Source organism: Mucilaginibacter mali (genome assembly GCF_013283875.1).
In the GTDB taxonomy this organism is placed as follows: domain Bacteria; phylum Bacteroidota; class Bacteroidia; order Sphingobacteriales; family Sphingobacteriaceae; genus Mucilaginibacter; species Mucilaginibacter mali.
Genome location: NZ_CP054139.1, coordinates 4,003,597 through 4,023,175 on the forward strand (window position 1 = coordinate 4,003,597; position 19,579 = coordinate 4,023,175).

At 48.4% G+C, this 19,579-nt stretch carries 15 protein-coding genes; 8 read left to right on the forward strand and 7 right to left on the reverse strand.

Annotated elements, in window-relative coordinates:
* Nucleotides 1–26: 26 nt before the first annotated feature.
* The 3 genes from HQ865_RS16725 to HQ865_RS16735 all read left to right on the forward strand — a co-directional run bounded on the left by HQ865_RS16725 (nt 27) and on the right by HQ865_RS16735 (nt 5,581).
* Nucleotides 27–1,220 carry a hypothetical protein gene (locus HQ865_RS16725; protein WP_173415996.1) on the forward strand — a complete coding sequence of 398 codons (1,194 nt, stop codon included), beginning with the start codon at nt 27–29 and terminating at the stop codon, nt 1,218–1,220.
* Between the two features lie 769 nt (nt 1,221–1,989).
* Nucleotides 1,990–2,139: a FeoB-associated Cys-rich membrane protein gene (locus HQ865_RS16730; protein ID WP_237073487.1), complete on the forward strand. Its 150-nt coding sequence runs from the start codon at nt 1,990–1,992 to the stop codon at nt 2,137–2,139.
* A 79-nt stretch (nt 2,140–2,218) separates the two neighbouring features.
* Entirely contained in the window at nt 2,219–5,581 is a 3,363-nt protein-coding gene (locus HQ865_RS16735) for a glycosyltransferase (protein WP_173415997.1), read from the forward strand.
* A gap of 260 nt (nt 5,582–5,841) precedes the next feature.
* Here HQ865_RS16735 and HQ865_RS16740 read toward each other — a convergent pair whose 3' ends face one another.
* From HQ865_RS16740 to HQ865_RS16750, 3 genes are all read right to left on the reverse strand, one after another.
* Nucleotides 5,842–6,414 carry a TlpA family protein disulfide reductase gene (locus tag HQ865_RS16740; RefSeq protein ID WP_173415998.1) on the reverse strand — a complete coding sequence of 191 codons (573 nt, stop codon included), beginning with the start codon at nt 6,412–6,414 and terminating at the stop codon, nt 5,842–5,844.
* 70 nt (nt 6,415–6,484) lie between these two features.
* A complete protein-coding gene (locus tag HQ865_RS16745; RefSeq protein WP_173415999.1) occupies nt 6,485–6,835 on the reverse strand; it encodes a nuclear transport factor 2 family protein in 351 nt (116 codons plus the stop codon).
* A gap of 65 nt (nt 6,836–6,900) precedes the next feature.
* A complete protein-coding gene (locus HQ865_RS16750) occupies nt 6,901–7,221 on the reverse strand; it encodes a hypothetical protein (RefSeq protein WP_173416000.1) in 321 nt (106 codons plus the stop codon).
* Between the two features lie 254 nt (nt 7,222–7,475).
* Here HQ865_RS16750 and HQ865_RS16755 point away from each other — a divergent pair, with 254 nt between their 5' ends.
* Together HQ865_RS16755 and HQ865_RS16760 are read left to right on the forward strand one after the other, a co-directional pair.
* Entirely contained in the window at nt 7,476–9,008 is a 1,533-nt protein-coding gene (locus HQ865_RS16755; protein WP_173416001.1) for an MFS transporter, read from the forward strand.
* Between the two features lie 21 nt (nt 9,009–9,029).
* Nucleotides 9,030–9,275 carry a DUF6364 family protein gene (locus HQ865_RS16760; protein WP_173416002.1) on the forward strand — a complete coding sequence of 82 codons (246 nt, stop codon included), beginning with the start codon at nt 9,030–9,032 and terminating at the stop codon, nt 9,273–9,275.
* Between the two features lie 30 nt (nt 9,276–9,305).
* On the opposite strand, the gene HQ865_RS16765 is transcribed toward HQ865_RS16760, so the two are convergent.
* Complete coding sequence (locus HQ865_RS16765) at nt 9,306–10,109, reverse strand: AraC family transcriptional regulator (protein ID WP_173416003.1); 804 nt, start codon at nt 10,107–10,109, stop codon at nt 9,306–9,308.
* Between the two features lie 239 nt (nt 10,110–10,348).
* The gene (locus HQ865_RS16770; protein ID WP_173416004.1) at nt 10,349–11,233 is read right to left on the reverse strand and encodes an oxidoreductase; all 885 of its coding nucleotides are present in this window, start codon (nt 11,231–11,233) and stop codon (nt 10,349–10,351) included.
* Between the two features lie 635 nt (nt 11,234–11,868).
* Here HQ865_RS16770 and HQ865_RS16775 point away from each other — a divergent pair.
* On the forward strand, nt 11,869–13,143 hold the full coding sequence (locus tag HQ865_RS16775) for a PQQ-dependent sugar dehydrogenase (protein WP_173416005.1): 1,275 nt from the start codon (nt 11,869–11,871) through the stop codon (nt 13,141–13,143).
* A 475-nt stretch (nt 13,144–13,618) separates the two neighbouring features.
* Here HQ865_RS16775 and HQ865_RS16780 read toward each other — a convergent pair whose 3' ends face one another.
* Nucleotides 13,619–14,158: an OmpA family protein gene (locus HQ865_RS16780; RefSeq protein WP_173416006.1), complete on the reverse strand. Its 540-nt coding sequence runs from the start codon at nt 14,156–14,158 to the stop codon at nt 13,619–13,621.
* Nucleotides 14,159–14,513: 355 nt separating this feature from the next.
* Between HQ865_RS16780 and recA the strand changes: the two genes are divergently transcribed.
* A complete protein-coding gene (recA, locus tag HQ865_RS16785) occupies nt 14,514–15,524 on the forward strand; it encodes a recombinase RecA (protein WP_173416007.1) in 1,011 nt (336 codons plus the stop codon).
* Nucleotides 15,525–16,152: 628 nt separating this feature from the next.
* Nucleotides 16,153–16,554 (forward strand): T9SS type A sorting domain-containing protein, encoded by a 402-nt coding sequence (locus HQ865_RS16790; RefSeq protein WP_173416008.1) that lies wholly within the window; start codon nt 16,153–16,155, stop codon nt 16,552–16,554.
* Between the two features lie 206 nt (nt 16,555–16,760).
* Here the strand turns inward: HQ865_RS16790 and HQ865_RS16795 are convergent, their stop codons facing one another.
* Nucleotides 16,761–19,562 (reverse strand): carboxypeptidase-like regulatory domain-containing protein, encoded by a 2,802-nt coding sequence (locus tag HQ865_RS16795; protein ID WP_173416009.1) that lies wholly within the window; start codon nt 19,560–19,562, stop codon nt 16,761–16,763.
* Between the last annotated feature and the right edge of the window lie 17 nt (nt 19,563–19,579).

Genomic DNA, 19,579 nt, shown 5'->3' on the forward strand with positions numbered 1-19,579 from the left:
ACAAATAGGTAATAGCCTTATAAACTATGGACGCAGCAGCACGCAAATCATTCAACGCCAAATTTACCGACGAGAAGTACCGGCAATTTCTCACGGATATCAATAAAGGTCTGCGCGAGCCTATCCCATTCCGGCTGGCCGAAACGCCCATTTTTATCTCGGATGATTTTTATGCCAAGCTGCTGCAGGCCGGTAACGATATTATCGCCACCATACAACAACCCAACTTTAAGGATATAACCGAACGCGCCATCCCCGATAAATGGTGGGTAGCGAACGAGAACGACCATGCCCATATCATCGCCCTCGACTTCGGCGTTTGCCGCGATGATAACGGCGAACTGGTGCCTAAGCTGATAGAACTGCAGGGCTTCCCCTCGCTGTTCGGCTTCCAGGCATACGCAGGCGAGCATTATACCCAAGCCTTTGACATCCCCAAAAAGTGGAGCGGCTACTTAGGCAAGCTCAACAAAAACAGCTACCTGAAACTGCTGCGTAAAACCATCCTTGGCCCCTACCAGCCCGAGGAAGTTGTGTTGATGGACGTAAATGCCCCGCAGCAAAAAACCGCCGTCGATTTTTATATCACACAGGATTATTTGGGCATCCCCGTGGTCTCCCTGTCCGACCTGATCCAAAAAGGCGATGAGCTTTATTACGAAGCTAAAGGTGAACTGAAGCGCATCCGCCGTATTTATAACCGGTTGATATTTGATGAGATAGAGAGCGATCCCGATATCTTTAACAAAGTGGTGGATATCCGCCAGCCGCTTGATGTGGAGTGGATCCCGCACCCTAACTGGTTCTACCGCATCAGTAAGTTCACCATGCCTTTTCTCCAGGGCGATTTTGTGCCGAAAACCCAATTCCTGAATAAGGTGGCCATGATACCCGATGGCCTGGAGAACTACGTACTGAAGCCACTCTTCTCATTCGCCGGCCAGGGTGTTATTATCGATGTAACACCCGAAGATATCGGCCTGATCAAAGACCCCGAGAACTGGATCCTGCAGGAAAAGGTAAATTACGAGCCGGCCATCCAATCGCCCGATGGCGGTGTGAAGGCCGAGATCCGCCTGCTATACCTCTGGCCCGATGGCGACGAGCAGCCAACGCTGGCCATTACGCTGGGGCGGCTAAGCAAGGGGAAGATGATAGGTGTACGGTATAATAAGGATTTTGATTGGGTAGGGGGTACGGTGGCTTTTGTGAAGAAGTGAAGTTTTGTGTCGGTTTGGGGCTTAGTTCTGTGCTTTATTAACGTCGGCCTGCTCATAGCCGCAGGGGCTTAGTTACTTTTTCTTGATAAAAAGTAACCAAAAATCAAGACAGCAAAAATGCTTCCTTTGCCGCACAAGGCCTTTGCCCTGCAAAACAAGCAGAACCACAGGGCTGAACCTTGATGCCCCCGCTGTGCACGCTCATTCCCACCGCTTCAGGCACCAAGCTAATGCCCTTTTCCCGCCCACAGTCCAACATGTTCTGCTCGTTTTCGCCCGGAAGCCGTTTTGCTGTCGGGAAGTAAGAAAGAATGGTGCAAATCCGAGCGAAGCTCTGCTTCGCTCGGATTTGCTTTTTAAGCGGGGGAGGATTTGGAAGGGGTTTTCCGACAGCGGTTTGCTTCCGGCAAAATCAGGCAAAACGATGCTGGCCATGTGTAGTGGAAAAGGGAAGCGGATTTGCCTGAAGCGGTGGCATAGCGGGTGCGCGAGCAGCGGCAAATTCTTGCGTACCGTGGTTTTGCCTGGTGCGGGCAAAGGCCCTGTGCGGCAGAGGAAGCATTAGCGCTGTCTTGAATTTTTGCTACTTTTTTTTCAAGAAAAAAGTAGTAGGCCCCTGCGGCTATGAGCAGACTGACATTCATAAGAGCACTAACCTAAAATAGTAGAAGTTGCTTTCATACTTCACAATGTCGAAATTACATCCCCCCTCCACATACTTTTGTTACAATCTAACCGTATATATACTAATAATAGTTAAATTTGCATTATGGTACAAAATATCATCATCGCGGTAGTGTTTCTGCTGGCGCTTTTTTACATCGGGCGCATGTTCTGCAGGCAGCTTTTTGTAAAAAAGGGTTGCGGCGAAAACTGCAAATGCGGTGTCGATTTTTCAAACATCGGGCCCGATAAATAGGGCCGGAAGTAAACCTATACCCTTTTTTAGTGTTTTACACCTAAAGAGCAAACTATTTTTTTAACTATCTCATCCCTTAATGGCTGATAAACAGGTTTTTCAGGCTGATACCCCCGGTAGGTGGAACCGTTTTAAATGGCTTAGCCGCGCACTCATCGCTTTTATTATCTGCGGTTTAATTGCTGTGGTCATCACTATCAAATCTACCAGCTACCCTACGCTGCCCAACCTTAACCAGGCACCAAAAAAATTATCAAAAACAGAGCTCGACCGCATCCGGAAGACCCGCCGCTTTGATGATTTTGTAATGGATACCGAAAAACTGGCACAATTGCGCCATAGCCTGCGCCTGCACCGCATAAAGCATCCCAACAATAAAGACCGTATCAACGCCGGTTTTTACCGCGCCTGGGAGCCACAAGCTTATACCTCGCTGCGCGATAATATTAAGCACATGGATATGCTGGTAAGCGAAGGCTTTACCACCACCCCAAAAAACGATACCATTACCGCGAAGCTGGATACTGGCCTGGTAAACCTTAGCCGCCGCTATAAAAAACCAGTGTTGATATCCTTAAGCAATTATATCAACGTTGATAATAAATCCGGTTATATGGATGCGAGCAATGTGAACCGCATCATTAAAAGTAAAAAGGCGCGCGCCACGCTTATTAATGATATCGCTGCCAAACTGACCAAATACAATTTCAGGGGCATCAACATCGAACTGGAGGATGTTAAAGACCGCCGTGGCCCTGATTTTACCGCGTTTGTAAAAGAGTTATACGAAGTGCTGCATCCCCAAAACTTCCTGGTTACACAAAACGTAATGCCCGATGACGACAGCTATGACCTGCCCTTCCTGGCCAAATACAACGATTATCTTTTTGTTTTCGCGGTCGATCAGCACAACGATGTAAGCAATGCCGGCGATGTATCTCACCAGCATTGGGTGGAGCAGATATTGGATAAGGTTTGCAACGAAGTGCCCAGTAATAAGGTGATCCTCACCATTGGCGCCGGCGGTTACGATTGGCCCGAAAACAGCCAGGGTACCGCCGTAGGTTATCAGCAGGCCATCAGTACCGCGCACGAGAATAAGAAGAAAGTAATTTATGACCCGCAATCGGCCAACCTGCATTACTCGTACACCGCTTTAGACAGTAGTAAGCACACCGTTTATTTTACCGACGCGGCTGCCAACTTCAACATCATCCGCATGGCCGACGATTGGGCTACAGGCGGTGTAGCCCTTTGGCGTATCGGTTTCGAGGATCCTCGCCTATGGTCGTTCTTCCAGAAAAACCTTTCTATCGATTCATTACGCAAAACAGGCATCGATCAAACCGGGCTGACCAAAGTAGGTTTAAATAATCATATCGACTACGCCGGCGATGGCGAAGTACTTGACCTGGTGACCACACCCGATACCGGCCTGATCAAACTAAATATCGACCCCAAAACTTACACCATCACCAGCCAGGATTATGTAAAGCTGCCAACTAAATATGTGATCAGGAAGTATGGCTATAAAGAGGGTAAAATTGTTTTAACTTTCGATGACGGCCCCGACCCTGCCTATACTAACCGAATTATCGATATCCTGAAAAAGGAAAAGGTACCGGCTACGTTCTTTATCGTAGGTTCGATGGCAGAAAAGGCCATACCCATTGTTAAGCGCGAATTTGACGAAGGCTACGAGATAGGGAACCATACCTATTTCCACCCGGATATATCTACCATCAGCCTCGACAGGGTAAAGCTGGAACTAAATGCCACCCGAAAGCTGATAGAATCCATAACAGGGCGCAGCACCATCTTGTTCAGGCCCCCCTTTAATGCCGATGCCGAACCACAAACCCTGGCCGAGGTGATCCCCGTTGCCGAAAGCCGCAAGCAAAACTACATTAACATTGGCGAAACTATCGACCCATGGGACTGGCAACCCGGCGTAACCGCCGATAGTATTGTGGCCCGCACCATCCGTTACCGCAATAACGGTTCGGTAATATTACTGCACGATGCCGGCGGCGATACCCGCGAGGAGACCGTAAAGGCCCTGCCCCGCATTATCCACTACTTTAAGAGCCACGGTTACCAGTTTACCACCATTGCCGATATTTTGGATAAAACCCGCGATGACCTGATGCCATTGCCCAAGGACGACCCCGGCAGCGGCATCACCAGCCGATTGTACGATTGGGTGGTGGCAGGTTATTTTTACAGCAACTACGTACTGCAAACCATCTTCTTCACGGCTATTTTCCTGGCATTGGGCCGTATTATTTTGATTGCCATCCTGTCTATCAGGCAATATATTGACAACAAGAAAGAAGAAAAGAATATGCCAGATCCGGCTACGCTGCCATCGGTGAGTATTATTGTGCCGGGTTATAACGAAGAGGTTACGGCTGTGCAAACCATCCAAAGCCTGCTGCAAACCGATTACCCGGCGTTCGATATTATTTTTATTGATGACGGATCGAAGGATAAAACCTTCCAGGTGGTTTCGGATGCCTTCAACGGGCACCCAAAGGTGCAGATCCTGACCAAGCCCAACGGCGGCAAGGCATCGGCGCTTAACTTTGGTATCACGCATGCCAAGTCCGACTATGTGATCTGTATCGACGCCGATACCCAGCTAAAAAACGACGCTGTTTATCACCTGATGCGCTATTTTACCGACGAGGAGATAGGCGCCTTAGCCGGCACCGTTAAAGTGGGCAACGCGAACAATATCATCACCAACTGGCAGTCGATAGAGTACATCACCGCCCAAAATATGGACCGCCGCGCGTTCGACCTGCTCAACAGTATTACCGTTGTGCCGGGCGCTATCGGGGCATTCCGAAAATCGGCCATCTTTAGGTCGGGAGGTTTTACTACTGATACCCTGGCCGAAGATTGCGATCTGACCATGCGTATCCTGAAACTGGGCTACATTGTGCGCAATTGCGACGATGCCATTGCCTATACCGAAGCCCCCGAATCGGTAAACGCGTTGCTGAAACAACGCTTCCGCTGGAGTTTTGGGGTGATACAGAGCTTCTGGAAAAACCGCGACGCGCTGTTTAACAAGAAATATAAATTCTTCGGGATGGTGGGGATGCCAAATATCCTGCTATTCCAGATCATATTGCCATTGTTCTCCCCTCTTGCCGACTTGATGATGATCATCGGCCTGTTTAGCGATAACCCGATGAAGATAGTGGCTTACTACCTGGTATTTATTGTGGTAGATCTGCTGGTATCGGCGCTGGCTTTTTGGATGGAGGACGAGGATTACAAAAAACTGGTTTACATCATCCCGCAACGTTTTGTGTGGCGGCAACTGATGTATTGGGTACTTTTCAAATCCATCCGCCGCGCGCTAAAAGGCGAGTTGAGTGGTTGGGGGGTGCTGAAGCGCACGGGTACGGTTACGATAAAGAAGCAGGCGTAAGGCTGAAAATAATTCATACTGATAGCGATGGTTTGAAACCCATCGCTATTTTTTTGCCCGTGCGTCATTGCGAAGAACGAAGCAATCTACACACCCAAAGAGCGGTTTTGCATTGTTCGCGATGACTCACCCGGTCGTGGCTACGCCCGACCACCCTCTCTTCGCTGCGCGAATAGCGGGAATAAGATTATCCGATACCCCCCTGCCCCGCGAAGAGAGGGCCGGCCAGCGTAGCGTAGTCGGGGTGAATCTTCGCCACCTTACTTCGCTATCCTGTTCAAATACTCCAAAATCTTCGGGTTACTATAATCGGCGCTGCCGTTTTGATGGAAAACGATCCTACCGGTTTTATCAAGAATAGTAGTAGCCGGGATGGCATTGCTCACCAGCTCCGGCGGTACATTACTGGCCAGTTGGTAAAGCGGCATGGTAAACCTGTTCTTCTGCATAAAAGACACCGACTTGCTGAAGTTGCGGTCGGCATCTACAATAATAAAAACGATGTTCTTGTTGTTCTTCAGCTTCTGGTACAGGCTGTTGATGGATGGCATTTCGGCAATGCAGGGCGGGCACCAGGTAGCCCAAAAGTTAATGAATACTACCTTACCCTTTAAATCGCTTAGGTGTATCTTGCGGCCATCGGTACTTTGAAAGATCACATCGGGAACGGCCGCCGACTTCTCAACGGACATATCCATATCCGGCTGAAACAAGCCAACCTTCATCAATCCCCGTATCATTACCGCCTTGGCCGATGGGTTGAACAACAGCACCAGTACGGCTAGGAAGAACAGTCCGTTAAGCAGATTGGATGTCTTTAAGAATTTAGTCATTAGTGCTAATTTTCGCTAAGATACATTGTTTTATATAATTACATTTCCAATGACCAATGACAGCGAAGCCTTAATGACTTTCAAGCAAGGGCCGTGGATCAAATAATACTTTAAACCAGCTGATCTTGCCATCGTTTACATGATACCAGCCACTGCTGAAAATGGTTTTGCCACCCATATCAATATCGTAAAACACGGCTACGTCGTCGCCATCGGCAAACAGGCGTTTGATGTGGTATTTCAGTTTCACCTTTTCCATATCGGCAAAGTAAGCGTCCGCGCCATCGCGCGAGCCCATTACGCCCTCAAACTGAATGTCATCGCTGGCGTATTGACGGGCTTGTTGAAAATCCTCGTTGTTCAGCGCCTTTAAAAAAGCGGTAACTGTTTCCCCGGCGTTGGTTATTGCTGTATTATCCATAAATATTGTTTTACAGATAACAGCCGCCGCGCGGAAATTGATTTGACGAAGTAGATTTTCGGGAATTAGCTGCTGCGCTGCTGGTATTTGTAATGAAGCTTTTTCAGGGTTTCAACAGCGGTCTCATCAATGCTGTAGCCGTAGCCGCTCACCAAAGTACCCTTCACTCCCGATGGGGAGGCCAGGGCGTAAACCACGGCTTCGTCGGCAGGGTCGGTGGCGCCTTCGTAGCGGTATAAGTCAACTATTTCAAACTCGTCGGCTGTATAAGTATGCTCGCCTGCCATCAGGCGGTTCTCTTCCAGGTTAAAGTCGAGGGTGTAGCCCTGCTGTTTCAATTGCGCAATGGCATCGGTAACGGTAGCGTAGTGAAATTTCTGTTTCATATATGGTTAGGATGATGATGTAAATATACGTATTTGTAATGCACAGGCGATTTAATCAACAGCAAAATAAGTACCTTGTTTGTCATCCTAACCGCACAATTTTACCTAAGTTTACTTTGTAGTCATTGGTCATTACACTACGCCGTCATTATGCTTCGCGTCATTTGTCATTGGACTAAGTATTAAAAAAAATGCCGCAGGCATTTTGACCAATGACCAATGACCAATGACCAATGACCAATGACCAATGACCAATGACAGTATCCTTAAAAAGTCCCGCCGGTAAATGGGTTATGGTATCTACCATACTGGCATCGGCTATGGCCTTTATTGATGCCACGGCGCTGAATGTGGTGCTGCCATCGCTGCAAAAAAGTTTAAATGCCAGTGGTGCCGACCTGTTTTGGATATTGAACGCTTACCTGTTGATGCTGGCATCGCTGATCCTCATCGGCGGGGCCATGGGCGATAAACTGGGGCGTAAAAAGGTGTTTATGGCCGGCATCTTCATTTTCATCTGTGGCTCGGCGGCGTGCGGATTTGCCGGCAGCGTGTTATTGCTGGTCGCCTTCCGCATGGTACAGGGTATTGGCGGCGCGCTGATGATACCCGGCAGCCTCTCGCTTATCTCCTCCTCTATCAATCCTGCCGAGCGGGGTAAAGCCATCGGCACATGGTCGGCTTTTACCACGGTGGTTACCATGGGCGGACCGATATTGGGCGGCGCCCTTGCCGATGCAGGCCTTTGGCGATATATCTTTTTCATCAACGTGCCATTCGGCATAGCGGCATTAATTATGCTGGCCTTTAAAGTAAAAGAAGTGCGCGATGAGGGCGCGGACAGATCGCTCGATCTGCCCGGGGCCGCAGCCATAGCACTTGGACTGGCTTTGGTTACCTTCGGCTTTCTGCGGATGCCGGCCTTGGGCTGGCAAAACTGGCAGGTTTACGGCTCACTGGCGGCGGGGATAGTTTTATTAACTGTATTTATCATCATCGAGCGGACGGGCAAACATCCTATGATGCCGCTGCAATTATTCAGTAACGCTACATTTAGCGGGGCCAATTTGCTTACCTTCTTTTTATATGCAGGATTAGGCGCGGGGATGCTCTTCCTTTCGCTGGATATGGTACAGGCGCAGAGCTACAGCCAGTTAAAATCGGGATTGACGTTTTTACCCTTTACCGTGCTGATGGTTACACTGGCGCGCTTCGCAGGTACGCTTGCCGATAAGCACGGGCCAAAATGGCTACTGGTGATCGGGCCGGCAACAGCGGGATTGGGTTTACTCCTCCTCTCATTCGTAACAGATACCAATGGCCCGGCTGATTACTGGACCACCTTTTTCCCCGGCGTACTGGTGTTGGGTTTGGGCATGTCGTTCACCGTAGCGCCATTAACTACCGCTGTTATGACATCGGTAAGTGATCATTTTTCGGGCACGGCATCGGGCATTAACAATGCCATGACGCGGATCTCGGGCGTATTTGCCAATGCCATCTTCGGCGCGCTGGCGGTGCTGTTCTTCGCCGGGGCCTTGCAGCAGCAGATTGAGCCATTAAAGCTGAACCCGCAGGAAAAGCAGGCGATCATAAAGCAAGCCAACAACCTGGGCAACGCCCAATTACCCAAAGGTACCGATGCCCAACACAAGGCCGACATCGACAAGGCCTTTCGTAAGGGATTTATCAGCGCCTACGGCAAGATCATGAAGTTATCGGCCGGGCTGGGGTTTTTAGGTGCGGCGATGGGGTTAGTGTTTATTAAGAAAGAGAAGAATAAATAACCTTTTGTTTAGTATACTGATATGAAAGCCAAACTTACCTTAACAATTAAAAAAGATATTATTGCAAAATCTAAGTTATATGCAAAGCATACAGGTAAGAGTTTATCTAATTTGGTTCAAAATTATCTTGATGCACTTACAGGCGAAAGCGGTAGCTGGAATATCATATCAACCAAAACAAAGAAGATAGCAGGTGCTGTAAAATTATCTGCAAATTTTGATGAAGACACAGAACTAAGGTCTTATTTGGAACATAAACATTTGTAAGAATCTATTTTATCACCATAATCAAAAAAATCAGCGAGCAAGTCTCGTCGGCGCAAAGCCAAATGCCTTTTTAAAGGCAAATGAAAAATGCGACAGGTCCTTAAAACCAACATCTAAATACACATCCGATACTTTTTGGCCCTTCTCTTTTATCAGGTAATAAGCATCATCCAACCGCTTTTGCTGTAGCCAGCGGTTGGGCGAGATATGGAAGATGCGTTCGAAATCGCGCTTGAACGAGGCCAGGCTACGGCCGGTTAAATAAGCGAAGCGGCCTATATCTACATTAAAGCGGTAGTTTTTATTCATGTAAGCTTCCAGATCTATTTTGCCCGGCACCCGGAAATCAAACAGGGCATCCTTTAATTCAGGATTAGTTTCCAGCAGGATCATCACGGCTTCGCGCACCTTCAGGTTGCTGATCATGTCGTTGATCTGCCCGCTGCCGTTAATGTACGGACTTAACGATTCTATATAATTGCGCAGCAACGGATTGGGCTTTAACAATACCGCGCCATTGCCGGTATAGGGCCTTTCGCTGTGCAGGTTGTTTTCCTGGCCCAGGCTAATGAGGGTATCCTGATCCATCATCACGCTAAGCGATTTAAACTCGCCGCCACCCTCGGGCGGATGCTTCACAAAGCGGCACAACTGGTTTTTGCGGAAGAAGCGAAAGTCGCCGGCTTTAAAGGTATAGGTCTTGCCGTCGATGTGCAGTTCCTGGCTGCCCGAAATAACGCAGCCGAAGATATGGTCGGCAATAAAATTCTCGCCCTCGCGACTGGTATGCGCGTAGCAAGCGTATAATATGCGGGGCGATGTAGCTTTGGGCATGGGTAAAGTTAGTGAATATATAGGTTGATGATTGCTATAAGCACGATTAGACTCACCCGGTCGTTGCTTCGCCCGACCACCCTCTCTTCGCTGAGCTAAAAGAGGGGATTGAATAACCGTAGCGAGGGGGTTTGAAACCCCTCGCTATAGAAGCCACACAATTCCAGCCCGCTGCCCCGCGCAGCGAAGAGAGGGCCGACCGGCGTAGCGCAGTCGGGGCGAGTCTGTGCGCTATGCACTTACCGCTTCACATTCCAAATCGCCTTTCCCTCGGGGGTATCCAAAAAGTTAACAGCGTCGTCATGATCGGTTGAGAGCGTTACCGGCATCCATTTTTCAAACTCAGCTTCGCGGGCGGTGTTGGCTTGCTTTACCATACCGGCGGCTTCGCTGCCTAATACCAGGTGGATTGGTGGCTCGGGGTGCGCGGCTAAGTCAATCATGGCTTTGGCTGCCTTTTCGGGGTCGCCCATGGGGATAAACTTGCCGCTTTCAAAAAGGTCGGCGCGCTTGTTAACGGTGTCGTCGTATTCGGGCATGCGGGTGGCGTAGGTCATGGATGCGCCAGCCCAATCGGTGCGGAAGCCGCCAGGCTCTACGCAGGTTACCTTTATATCCAGCGGGGCTAATTCCTTAGCCAGGCCCTCGCTAAAGCCGCTCAGGCCAAATTTAGCGGCCTGGTAAATGGTGATGCCGGCGTTACCCACACGCCCACCAACCGAACTGATCTGCAAAATGCGTCCCCCGCCCTGCTTACGCATATAAGGGATTACGGCCCTGCTAACTTCAATTGGCGCATACAGGTTGGTTTCCAACTGGCTGCGCACCTGTTCATCGGTAAATGCCTCGGCCGCACCAACAATGCCAAAGCCCGCATTATTCATCAAAACATCTATCCGGCCAAAATGGGCCACGACATCGGCCACGGCCTGGTGTACTTTGGGGTAGTCGGTTACATCCAGTTGTACGGGATAAATTTGACCGGGGTATCTTTCAACCAGATCTTTCAACGCGTCGGTATTGCGTGCCGTAGCGGCTACTTTATCGCCGGTGGCCAGTACGGCCTCGGTAAGGCTGCGCCCTAATCCGCGGGAGCTGCCTGTTATAAACCAAATTTTTGTCATTGTCTTTATGTTTTTATTTAAATCAAAGGTAGGGCGATATTGTTCAGTACGCTTTGTTAAAAGGCTCAAGTTGCTTTGTTAAAAAGCTCAATTTACAAGAGGCGATTACCGTAGAGCCACATAATTTGTGGCTCCCGTGTGCAAAGTCGAACCTGTGTAATCCCTTTGCAAAGCCGCACTTGCATAGCAGGAGCCACAAATTATGTGGCCCTACGGTTAATTGCAGCACCGTTCAACATAAACCCGGGCGAAGTGGAAACCCCGCAAGCGTGTGGTGGCCTGTGTGCGGGGTGGCGCGGAGTTGCAGCGTAGCACGGGAGCAAACGTTAACCGGTGCAGTGGCATTGCTTTTCAAATTATTGCTACACAAATTAACCCCATTACCAAATTCATTGCCGTTGACTTTAGTCAACGGAAGTATAGTTTCACAACCGGCTTTAGCCAAAATTTGCGGCTAAAGCCGGATTACAGGATTAAATGCCCGCCCCATAAATAGGATGGCAATGAATGTTATGCTTTTTCTAATATCTGCTTAACAAGCACATCGCTCATAACAAAAAAGAATACCACAAATTGATAAATGATTTGTTATTAGGATATTAGTATACCAAACTAATCAAAAACCGACCGACCCTATGAAAAAGTACTTTAACACCAATAAGCTATTGGCGGTGTTGCTGGTAACTGCCCTTTTTGCCGCCTGCAATAATAAAAGCCATGTAGATGATACCACCAATACTACCGTGCCGGGTGGAGATGGCTCGGCTAATACAAACCCACCGGTGGAGACAGCCGCCAAGGTAGCGCCAAACCAACTGCCGGCCTTTACCGAGCAAAACCGTGTGCCGGGTGTAAAAACTTCGGCGGCTTATAAGGTGAGCGTGATCACCAGCGGTTTATCCTACCCGTGGGGCCTGGTGTTTATGCCCGATGGCCGCATGATGGTGACTGAGAAGCCCGGCCGTATCCGCATTGTTACTTCAACCGGCACCATAGGCAACCCTATTAGTGGTGTGCCGGCCGTAAATTATACCGGCGAGAGCGGCCTGCTGAGCCTGGCCCTCGACCCTGACTTTGCCACCAGCCGCCTGGTATTTTGGACCTTTACAGAACCCGTTACCGGCGGCGTAACCATGAGCGTGGCCCGCGGCAAGCTATCGGCCGATGAAACGGCGTTTGAGAATGTACAGGTGATCTACCGGGCGACGCCAACTTATGGCGGCAGCGCCACTAATCATAAAGGTTCGCAATTGTTGTTTGATAACCAGGGACGCCTGTATGTGAGCTTCGGCGAGCACTCGGCCGATGATATCCGGGTGAACGCGCAGTCGCTAAGTTCAACACTCGGTAAAATTGTAAGGATAAATAAGGATGGTACGGCCGCGGCAGGTGGGCCATTTGCTACCACAGCCGGGGCCAAGCCCGAGATCTGGTCGCTGGGGCACCGCAACCCGCAGGGGCTGGCGTTTAACCCGGTTACCGGCGACTTATGGGAGAGCGAACACGGTCCGCAGGCGGGCGACGAGATCAACCTGATAAAAGCCGGGGCCAACTATGGCTGGCCAACCATTGCCTACGGGCTGGAGTATAGCGGCGCTAAGGTGGGCAACGGCACGCAGCAAAACGGCATGGAGCAGCCCATTTACTACTGGGACCCGGCCATTGCCCCCAGCGGCATGACCTTTTACACCGGCAGCCAGGTACCCGAATGGAAGAATAACCTGTTTGTTGCCGCGCTGCGTGGCATGCACATCGTTCGCCTGGTGATCAGTAATAATAAGGTAACCGGCGAGGAGCGCCTGCTAAGCGACCAGGGCCAGCGCTTTCGCCGGGTGGTGCAGGGGCCTGATGGCGCGCTATATGCCATTACCGATATGGCGCAGGGGCGGATATACCGGATTGGGATGTGATGTGTATATTTGGATAACATCATCCTATTAGTAGTGAGTTACCTGATCCCGTTCATATAAAAATACTACCGGCACGTAAAATACTAATGCCTTATGGTATGGGTGCCTTGTTTGCAACCATTATGGCATTTGCCCATGCGGCCTGGGGCTTTATCATATTTTTTGCGATATCAATTTTCTCCTACCCTTTTCTTATGCTGATGTTTAAATATGAAACAAGCGGAATGAAGTCGGCTTTATGTAAATTGCTTGAAGGGGAGATCCGCAAAAAGTAAAGAGGTTTTTTGAAAGCACTGCAGCTGCTACTATTAAAGTTTGCTCCCGTGCTACGCTGCAACTCCGCGCTTACCCAATACATCAGCCACCGCGCGCTTGCGGGGTTTCCACTTCGCCCGGGTTTATGCTGAGCGGTTGTACAATAAAAAAGGGATGCGAAGCAAAGCATCACATCCCTGTATGTTTTAAATGGGCCCTCTTAAATCTTTTTGATCTCCACCCTGCGGTTCAGGGCGCGTCCGGCTTCGTCGGTATTTCTCGATACGGGGTTGGCTTCGCCATAACCTTTGGCGTTCAGCATATCGCCGCTTACGCCGCTGTTTATTAAATAGGTTTTAACGGCATTGGCGCGCTCGGCAGAAAGGGACATATTATGTTCGGCAGTACCCTCGGCAGATGCGTAACCGCTCAGGGATATTTTTACCGACGGGTCCTTCTTCAACTCGCGCGATGCCTTATCTAATATAGTATAGGCACTGGTTTTTAAAACGGCCGAGTTAAACTCGAACTGGATATTGCTGAAGTTATAGTCGGGTTTTGGAGCAGGCTCCGGTGCAGGGGCAGGGGCTTCCTTAACGGGTTCGGGTTTTTTCTCCTCGGCAGGTGGCGCTACGGGTTTGGCCGGTTCTTCGGTGGCGGCTGGTTTTTGCACCAGCGGCTTTTTAGATTTACAGGCCGGTGCAACGGCAATGGCTAAAACTAATGCGGATAGAATAGTGGCGTTTTTAACAGATATCATTTTTAATTATGTGTTGGTTGTAGATTTTAAAACGGCCGTGGCCTGCCGATATTGTTTTACAAAGGTTGTTAATGGCCGGCGGATGTGCAAGTGGCTTGTATTCAATATTAAAATTATTGTGCACGAATTACCTTTTCCGGCTTTATACAATTTACCCGAATTACACGAATTTTAGAACGGCCACACCATTTTAAAAATTTGTGTGATTCGTGTGATTCGTACCACTCAATAATGTGGATAAACAAATTTGCTAAGCGCCTCTTTGTTGGCTATGTTTAGCTATTAAAAATAAATTACTAAAAAAATTAGCATTTATCAAAACTATACCTATATTTGTTCCATACAATTTTTAAAGATGAGCAACGCAGATAAACTTAAGGCACTACAGCTGACATTAGATAAGCTGGAAAAATCGTACGGTAAAGGTACCATCATGAAACTGGGCGATACCGAAGTTGAACCTATCGAGGTGATATCAACCGGTTCGCTGGGACTGGATATCGCGCTGGGTGTTGGCGGTTTACCTAAAGGCCGTATCATTGAGGTTTATGGCCCGGAGTCGTCGGGTAAAACCACGCTTGCTATACATGCTATTGCCGAATCGCAGCGTAACGGTGGCATTGCCGCCTTTATTGATGCCGAGCATGCGTTCGACCGTTTCTACGCCAAGAAACTGGGTGTTGATGTAGAGAACTTGCTCATCTCTCAGCCTGATAACGGCGAGCAGGCTTTAGAAATTGCCGACAACCTGATCCGCTCGGGCGCTATTGATATTTTAGTTATCGACTCGGTTGCGGCCCTGGTGCCCAAAAGCGAGATCGAAGGCGAGATGGGTGATTCGAAAATGGGTCTGCACGCCCGCCTGATGTCGCAGGCTTTGCGTAAGCTTACCGGTACCATCAGCAAAACCGGGTGCTGCTGCATCTTTATCAACCAACTGCGCGATAAAATTGGTGTGATGTTCGGTAACCCCGAAACTACCACCGGTGGCAACGCCCTTAAGTTCTATGCTTCGGTACGTTTAGATGTACGCCGTATATCGCAAATTAAAGATACCGACGAAGTATCGGGTAACCGCGTAAAGGTAAAAATTGTAAAAAATAAAGTAGCCCCTCCGTTCCGCATGGCCGAGTTTGATATCATGTTTGGCGAAGGCATCTCTAAAGCCGGCGAGATCATCGACCTGGGTGTAGAGCATAATATCATCAAAAAATCGGGGTCGTGGTTTAGCTATGGCGAAACCCGCCTGGGCCAGGGCCGCGACGCGGTGAAGCAACTGATACTTGACAATCCAGAGCTAATGGAAGAGCTGGAAGGCCGCATTAAAATGGAAGTTACCGGCGACAGCCTGGCTGAAGAAGCATAAATTTAGTTTTTTACCTATATGTAAACGGCTTGTGGCATTAGTTACAGGCCGTTTTGTTTTTGATAAACTTTTTACAGCCTTCCCTTCCCTACTGGCTTCAGTTTACAACTGAAGCCTACAGATGATTTGAAGTCTGTGACTTCAGGCCCCCGCAAGTCACAAACCTGCTCCTATCCGGAGGCTTCAGTTACAAACTGAAGCCAGTATTAGGAAACTGAAACCAGTGTTGGGGAAGCCAGTAATCGACTATATACTCCACCCTTCCTTTGTGTCCGAATGCAAAACATTTAAAACCTATGTGCCCTTTGTGCCAGCCAGTCAGGACATTCTTTGTGCCCTTTGTGGTTAAATCACTACTAAACTCCCGCAGCCAGTTTACAACAATACAACCCATCAATTCATCTACCAACCCCCAAATCTGGTAGACGAAACCCCGCTTTTAGTATATCAAAGCCCGAAAACCACCCATAAATGCCTCATTTTGATAAAATAGCGCATTTAGAGGGTTTGGTCGAGTTATATCCCAAGGTGGTCTATTACATATTTTCAACCCAGATATTCTTTGTTGTTTTGGTCATTGAAACAAACGAACAACAATTAATAATCACACTTAAAAAATAAAAATATCATGAAAGCTCTAATCAAATCATCAGCCATAGTAGCCGTATTAGCCTTATTAAGCAGCGCCGTTTTCGCAGCCGAAAACCCAACAAAAAAAGCAGAACCAGCAGCAGCTAAAAAAGACGTAGTGGTATTCACCGCCCTGGCACAGGATAAAGGTGTAGGCGTGATCATCCACAAGGCCGATATCAGCAAAACATCAGTAGCTATTTACGATGCTGAAGGCAATGTGGTAATGAAAGATATCCAGGCCAAAAATGGTAACGATGTGCTGAAAGGTTATGTATTAAGCGCTTTGGAAAATGGTAAATACACCATCAAGGTAACTTCAAACAACGAAGTAACCAAACGGGTAGTAAATGTTTACAACGACGAGAATAACCAGAAAGCATTCCTTTTCGAGTTATAATCTCACTTTCTCTCTCTGAAAAATTTAGTAATAGGATCAGATAAATAGTTAAGTTTAGTTAAATGGAAAAAATCCCGCGCAAGGCGGGATTTTTTGTTTCTATCCCCCCATAGCAAAGGATCCCCTATTGGCAGGTCGGATATGCATAGCTTGGGATGCTTCACTATCGTTCAGCATGACGGGTACTTTAAAACTGCAAACTGCATTCACGGCGCCTGCTTCTTCCCATCGCCCGCGTTTTGGGCAATGGTAATTTTACTTGTACTTACGCCGAAATGGCCCTGCATATCTGTCCCTTCTATCACTACCGAATAGGTAGACGGCTTGCCCGCAGCATAAAACGAAAACGTTGCATTACCGGACGCATCAGTCACCACATTAGGCTGCCAGTGGATGGTGGAGCGCAGATCGGGTTGTGGTGCTTTTACTTTAACATCGTAACGCGGACGGTAAAAATCGCGTGGCAGGTATAAGGGTAATGGCCGGTACACATAAGTGCCCGGGGTTGGTTTAAGTATCGGCCCGTTTCCTGTACGCGTTTTTACCACAATGTACGATATCCATACCTTGCCCAAACATTTATGATAGACAACTAAATTTTTCACAGCCGCAGCCGGGATATTATCTAACATCCGTTTCATAAAATCGGCCAGCGTCCCCATACGTTCCCAGTAAGGCGTTACCGGCATGTTATCGATAATAATATTGGCCGTAATAATGCCCTTCACCCATAGAAAATCGGCATAACCTTTGTACGGGCCGCTATGAAACCCGGGGACATATTTCTCCATGTATTCCAGCAAGGACATGTTGCCATGATTACCCATCTCTTTTTCATCCACATCAACATCGGCAAAGTAAACCTCTTCTCCGCCAAATCCGGGTAAACTGGCTTTTTTATTGGCTTTAATGTTTACCTGGTTTAACAGCTTGCCGTTTACCCCCGGCGGTAACTGGCTGTCCTCTACACGTTTTTGGGTATTTTTCAAGTATTGCAGCAATGTAGCATCGGTGTTTACATTCCACGGCATTAGCAGGGTGCTATCGGGTGGCGTAGGCGACGCAGGCTTAAACTCCTGCACTTCAAATCCAACCGCGGCTTCCTTATCCCGCTTATTATGCACTTTAATAAAATACGCAATGGTATCGGTAAAAGGCAGGTTCTTAAAAGTAAACCGCCCCTCGGTGTTAGTAAGGGTATCCACCACCATTAACCCGTTACGTTTTGACATCAGCGTAACCGGGTAATTAACTGCCGGTTTGTTGAAGAAATTAGTAAGGCGCCCGGTAACGCTGTTATCGGCTTCGGCCCAAAAGGCGGGTTGTGGTACGGGAGTTATTAATGCCTTACTCAGGTTAAAGCCTTGCCAGCCCTGGGTAAGCAACAAGTTATCCAGCGCCTTCGGTGCATCGGGCCGGGTGATGTCAAAATACCAATCCGCGTCTTCAATATTTCCCTTCAATTCAGAAGCAAGCAGCAAGTGGCTGTTGATATGCGTAAGGCGGTGGCTATTGTTCACCTGCGCGTCATCAGTCACCGTTACCGAAAAATTAGCCATAACCGGGTCAAGTTTGCTATCTGTTACATTTAAGTTAACTGCCACACTATCGTTAAAGGCATAAACCGTTTTAGAGGGGGCAGTGGTAATATGCAGATCATCATGCCGGTTTACAAACACGCTCCGGCTATTTAGTGGTTTATTCCCGGCGCCAAGCACCATAAAGTTGATAATACCGCCCGGAAACCACGATTTGGATACCAACGTATTATAATAACCATCGGTAAAATTGAATGCCGTACCAAAATACACCGTATCCCGTCCACGGGCCAGTAAAGTATAACCATGTTGATTGGCCAGATCGGGCGTGGTAGTGATATAAATGCGGATATTATCCTTATCGCTAATGGCATCTGCCCGCAGCGATATCCCTAATGTTTGAGGGACAGGCAACAAGTAGCTTTTTTCGCTGCCATCGGGCAGTTTTACCTTTGCCTTATAAGTCTCGCCCGGCTGCGGCGACATGACAAAGTTCCCCATACCCTTGTGCAGGCTTGCAAAGGTGGCGACCTCTTCGTTTTTGCCATTTACAATTACACCCGATACCTCAACGCCCAGGCCATCTTCGCCGATGGCCTTGAAGCCTATTTTATTGTACAGGCCGGCAACTAAACTGCCGCCTTCGGGCATAAACTGCAAATCCATATCGGTACCGGTATTGGGGTAAAATGGCAGGCGCAGGGTTTTGTTTTTATCCTGCTTGCTAATAAGCAGCAGGCTCAGCTTCCGGATGTTGGTGTTAGGTGGCAGTGTAAGGTCGGTGTTCAACCGGCCATCAACAGTAGTTTGCAGATCGCTTTTTGCAATGCCGCGGCGGCCTTCTAAAATACGTACAGTTACCGGTTCGTTCACTACGGCCAGGCCCCGCATGTTTTTTAACTGCATGGCCAGTTTTATTTGCTTGCCTGCGGGCGTGTTAACCGCCTGGTGCTGTTCGCTCAGCAGCCAACTGTTATTATCGGGCTTGCCAATATAAAAGCGTTGCTGAAAGAAACTGGCCGCGCCAAAATTCTGCTGCCAGTTGGTATAGGCCCGCAGGGTATAAGCGCCCTGGTGCATTTTTTCGGGCAGTTTAATATCGCCATAGCCCAAGCCCACAGTAATAGGGATCACCAGGCTTTGCAGTACCTGGCTGCTATCGTTAACCAAATCAATATACATTTTATTGCTAAAGGCCGATGCCTTGCGGTTAGCGGCGTTAAGCAGGTAAGCCTTAAACCAAATGGTATCACCCGCCGAGTAATAAGGCTTATCGAAATGCAGGTATATTTTTTCGGATGTGAACTTGCTGTTATAGCTGTTCAGGGTGGTCATCAGCGATTTTACCGATGCCGTATCATCAGCCGATTGGGCACGGGCAGCCCCCGTCAATAACATAAATATTAGCAAAAAAACTGCCGTTTTTTTAAACCTTGCCCGCAACATTAGCGGTAAACCTGAAGTACTCATGATGTAAATTATAACAA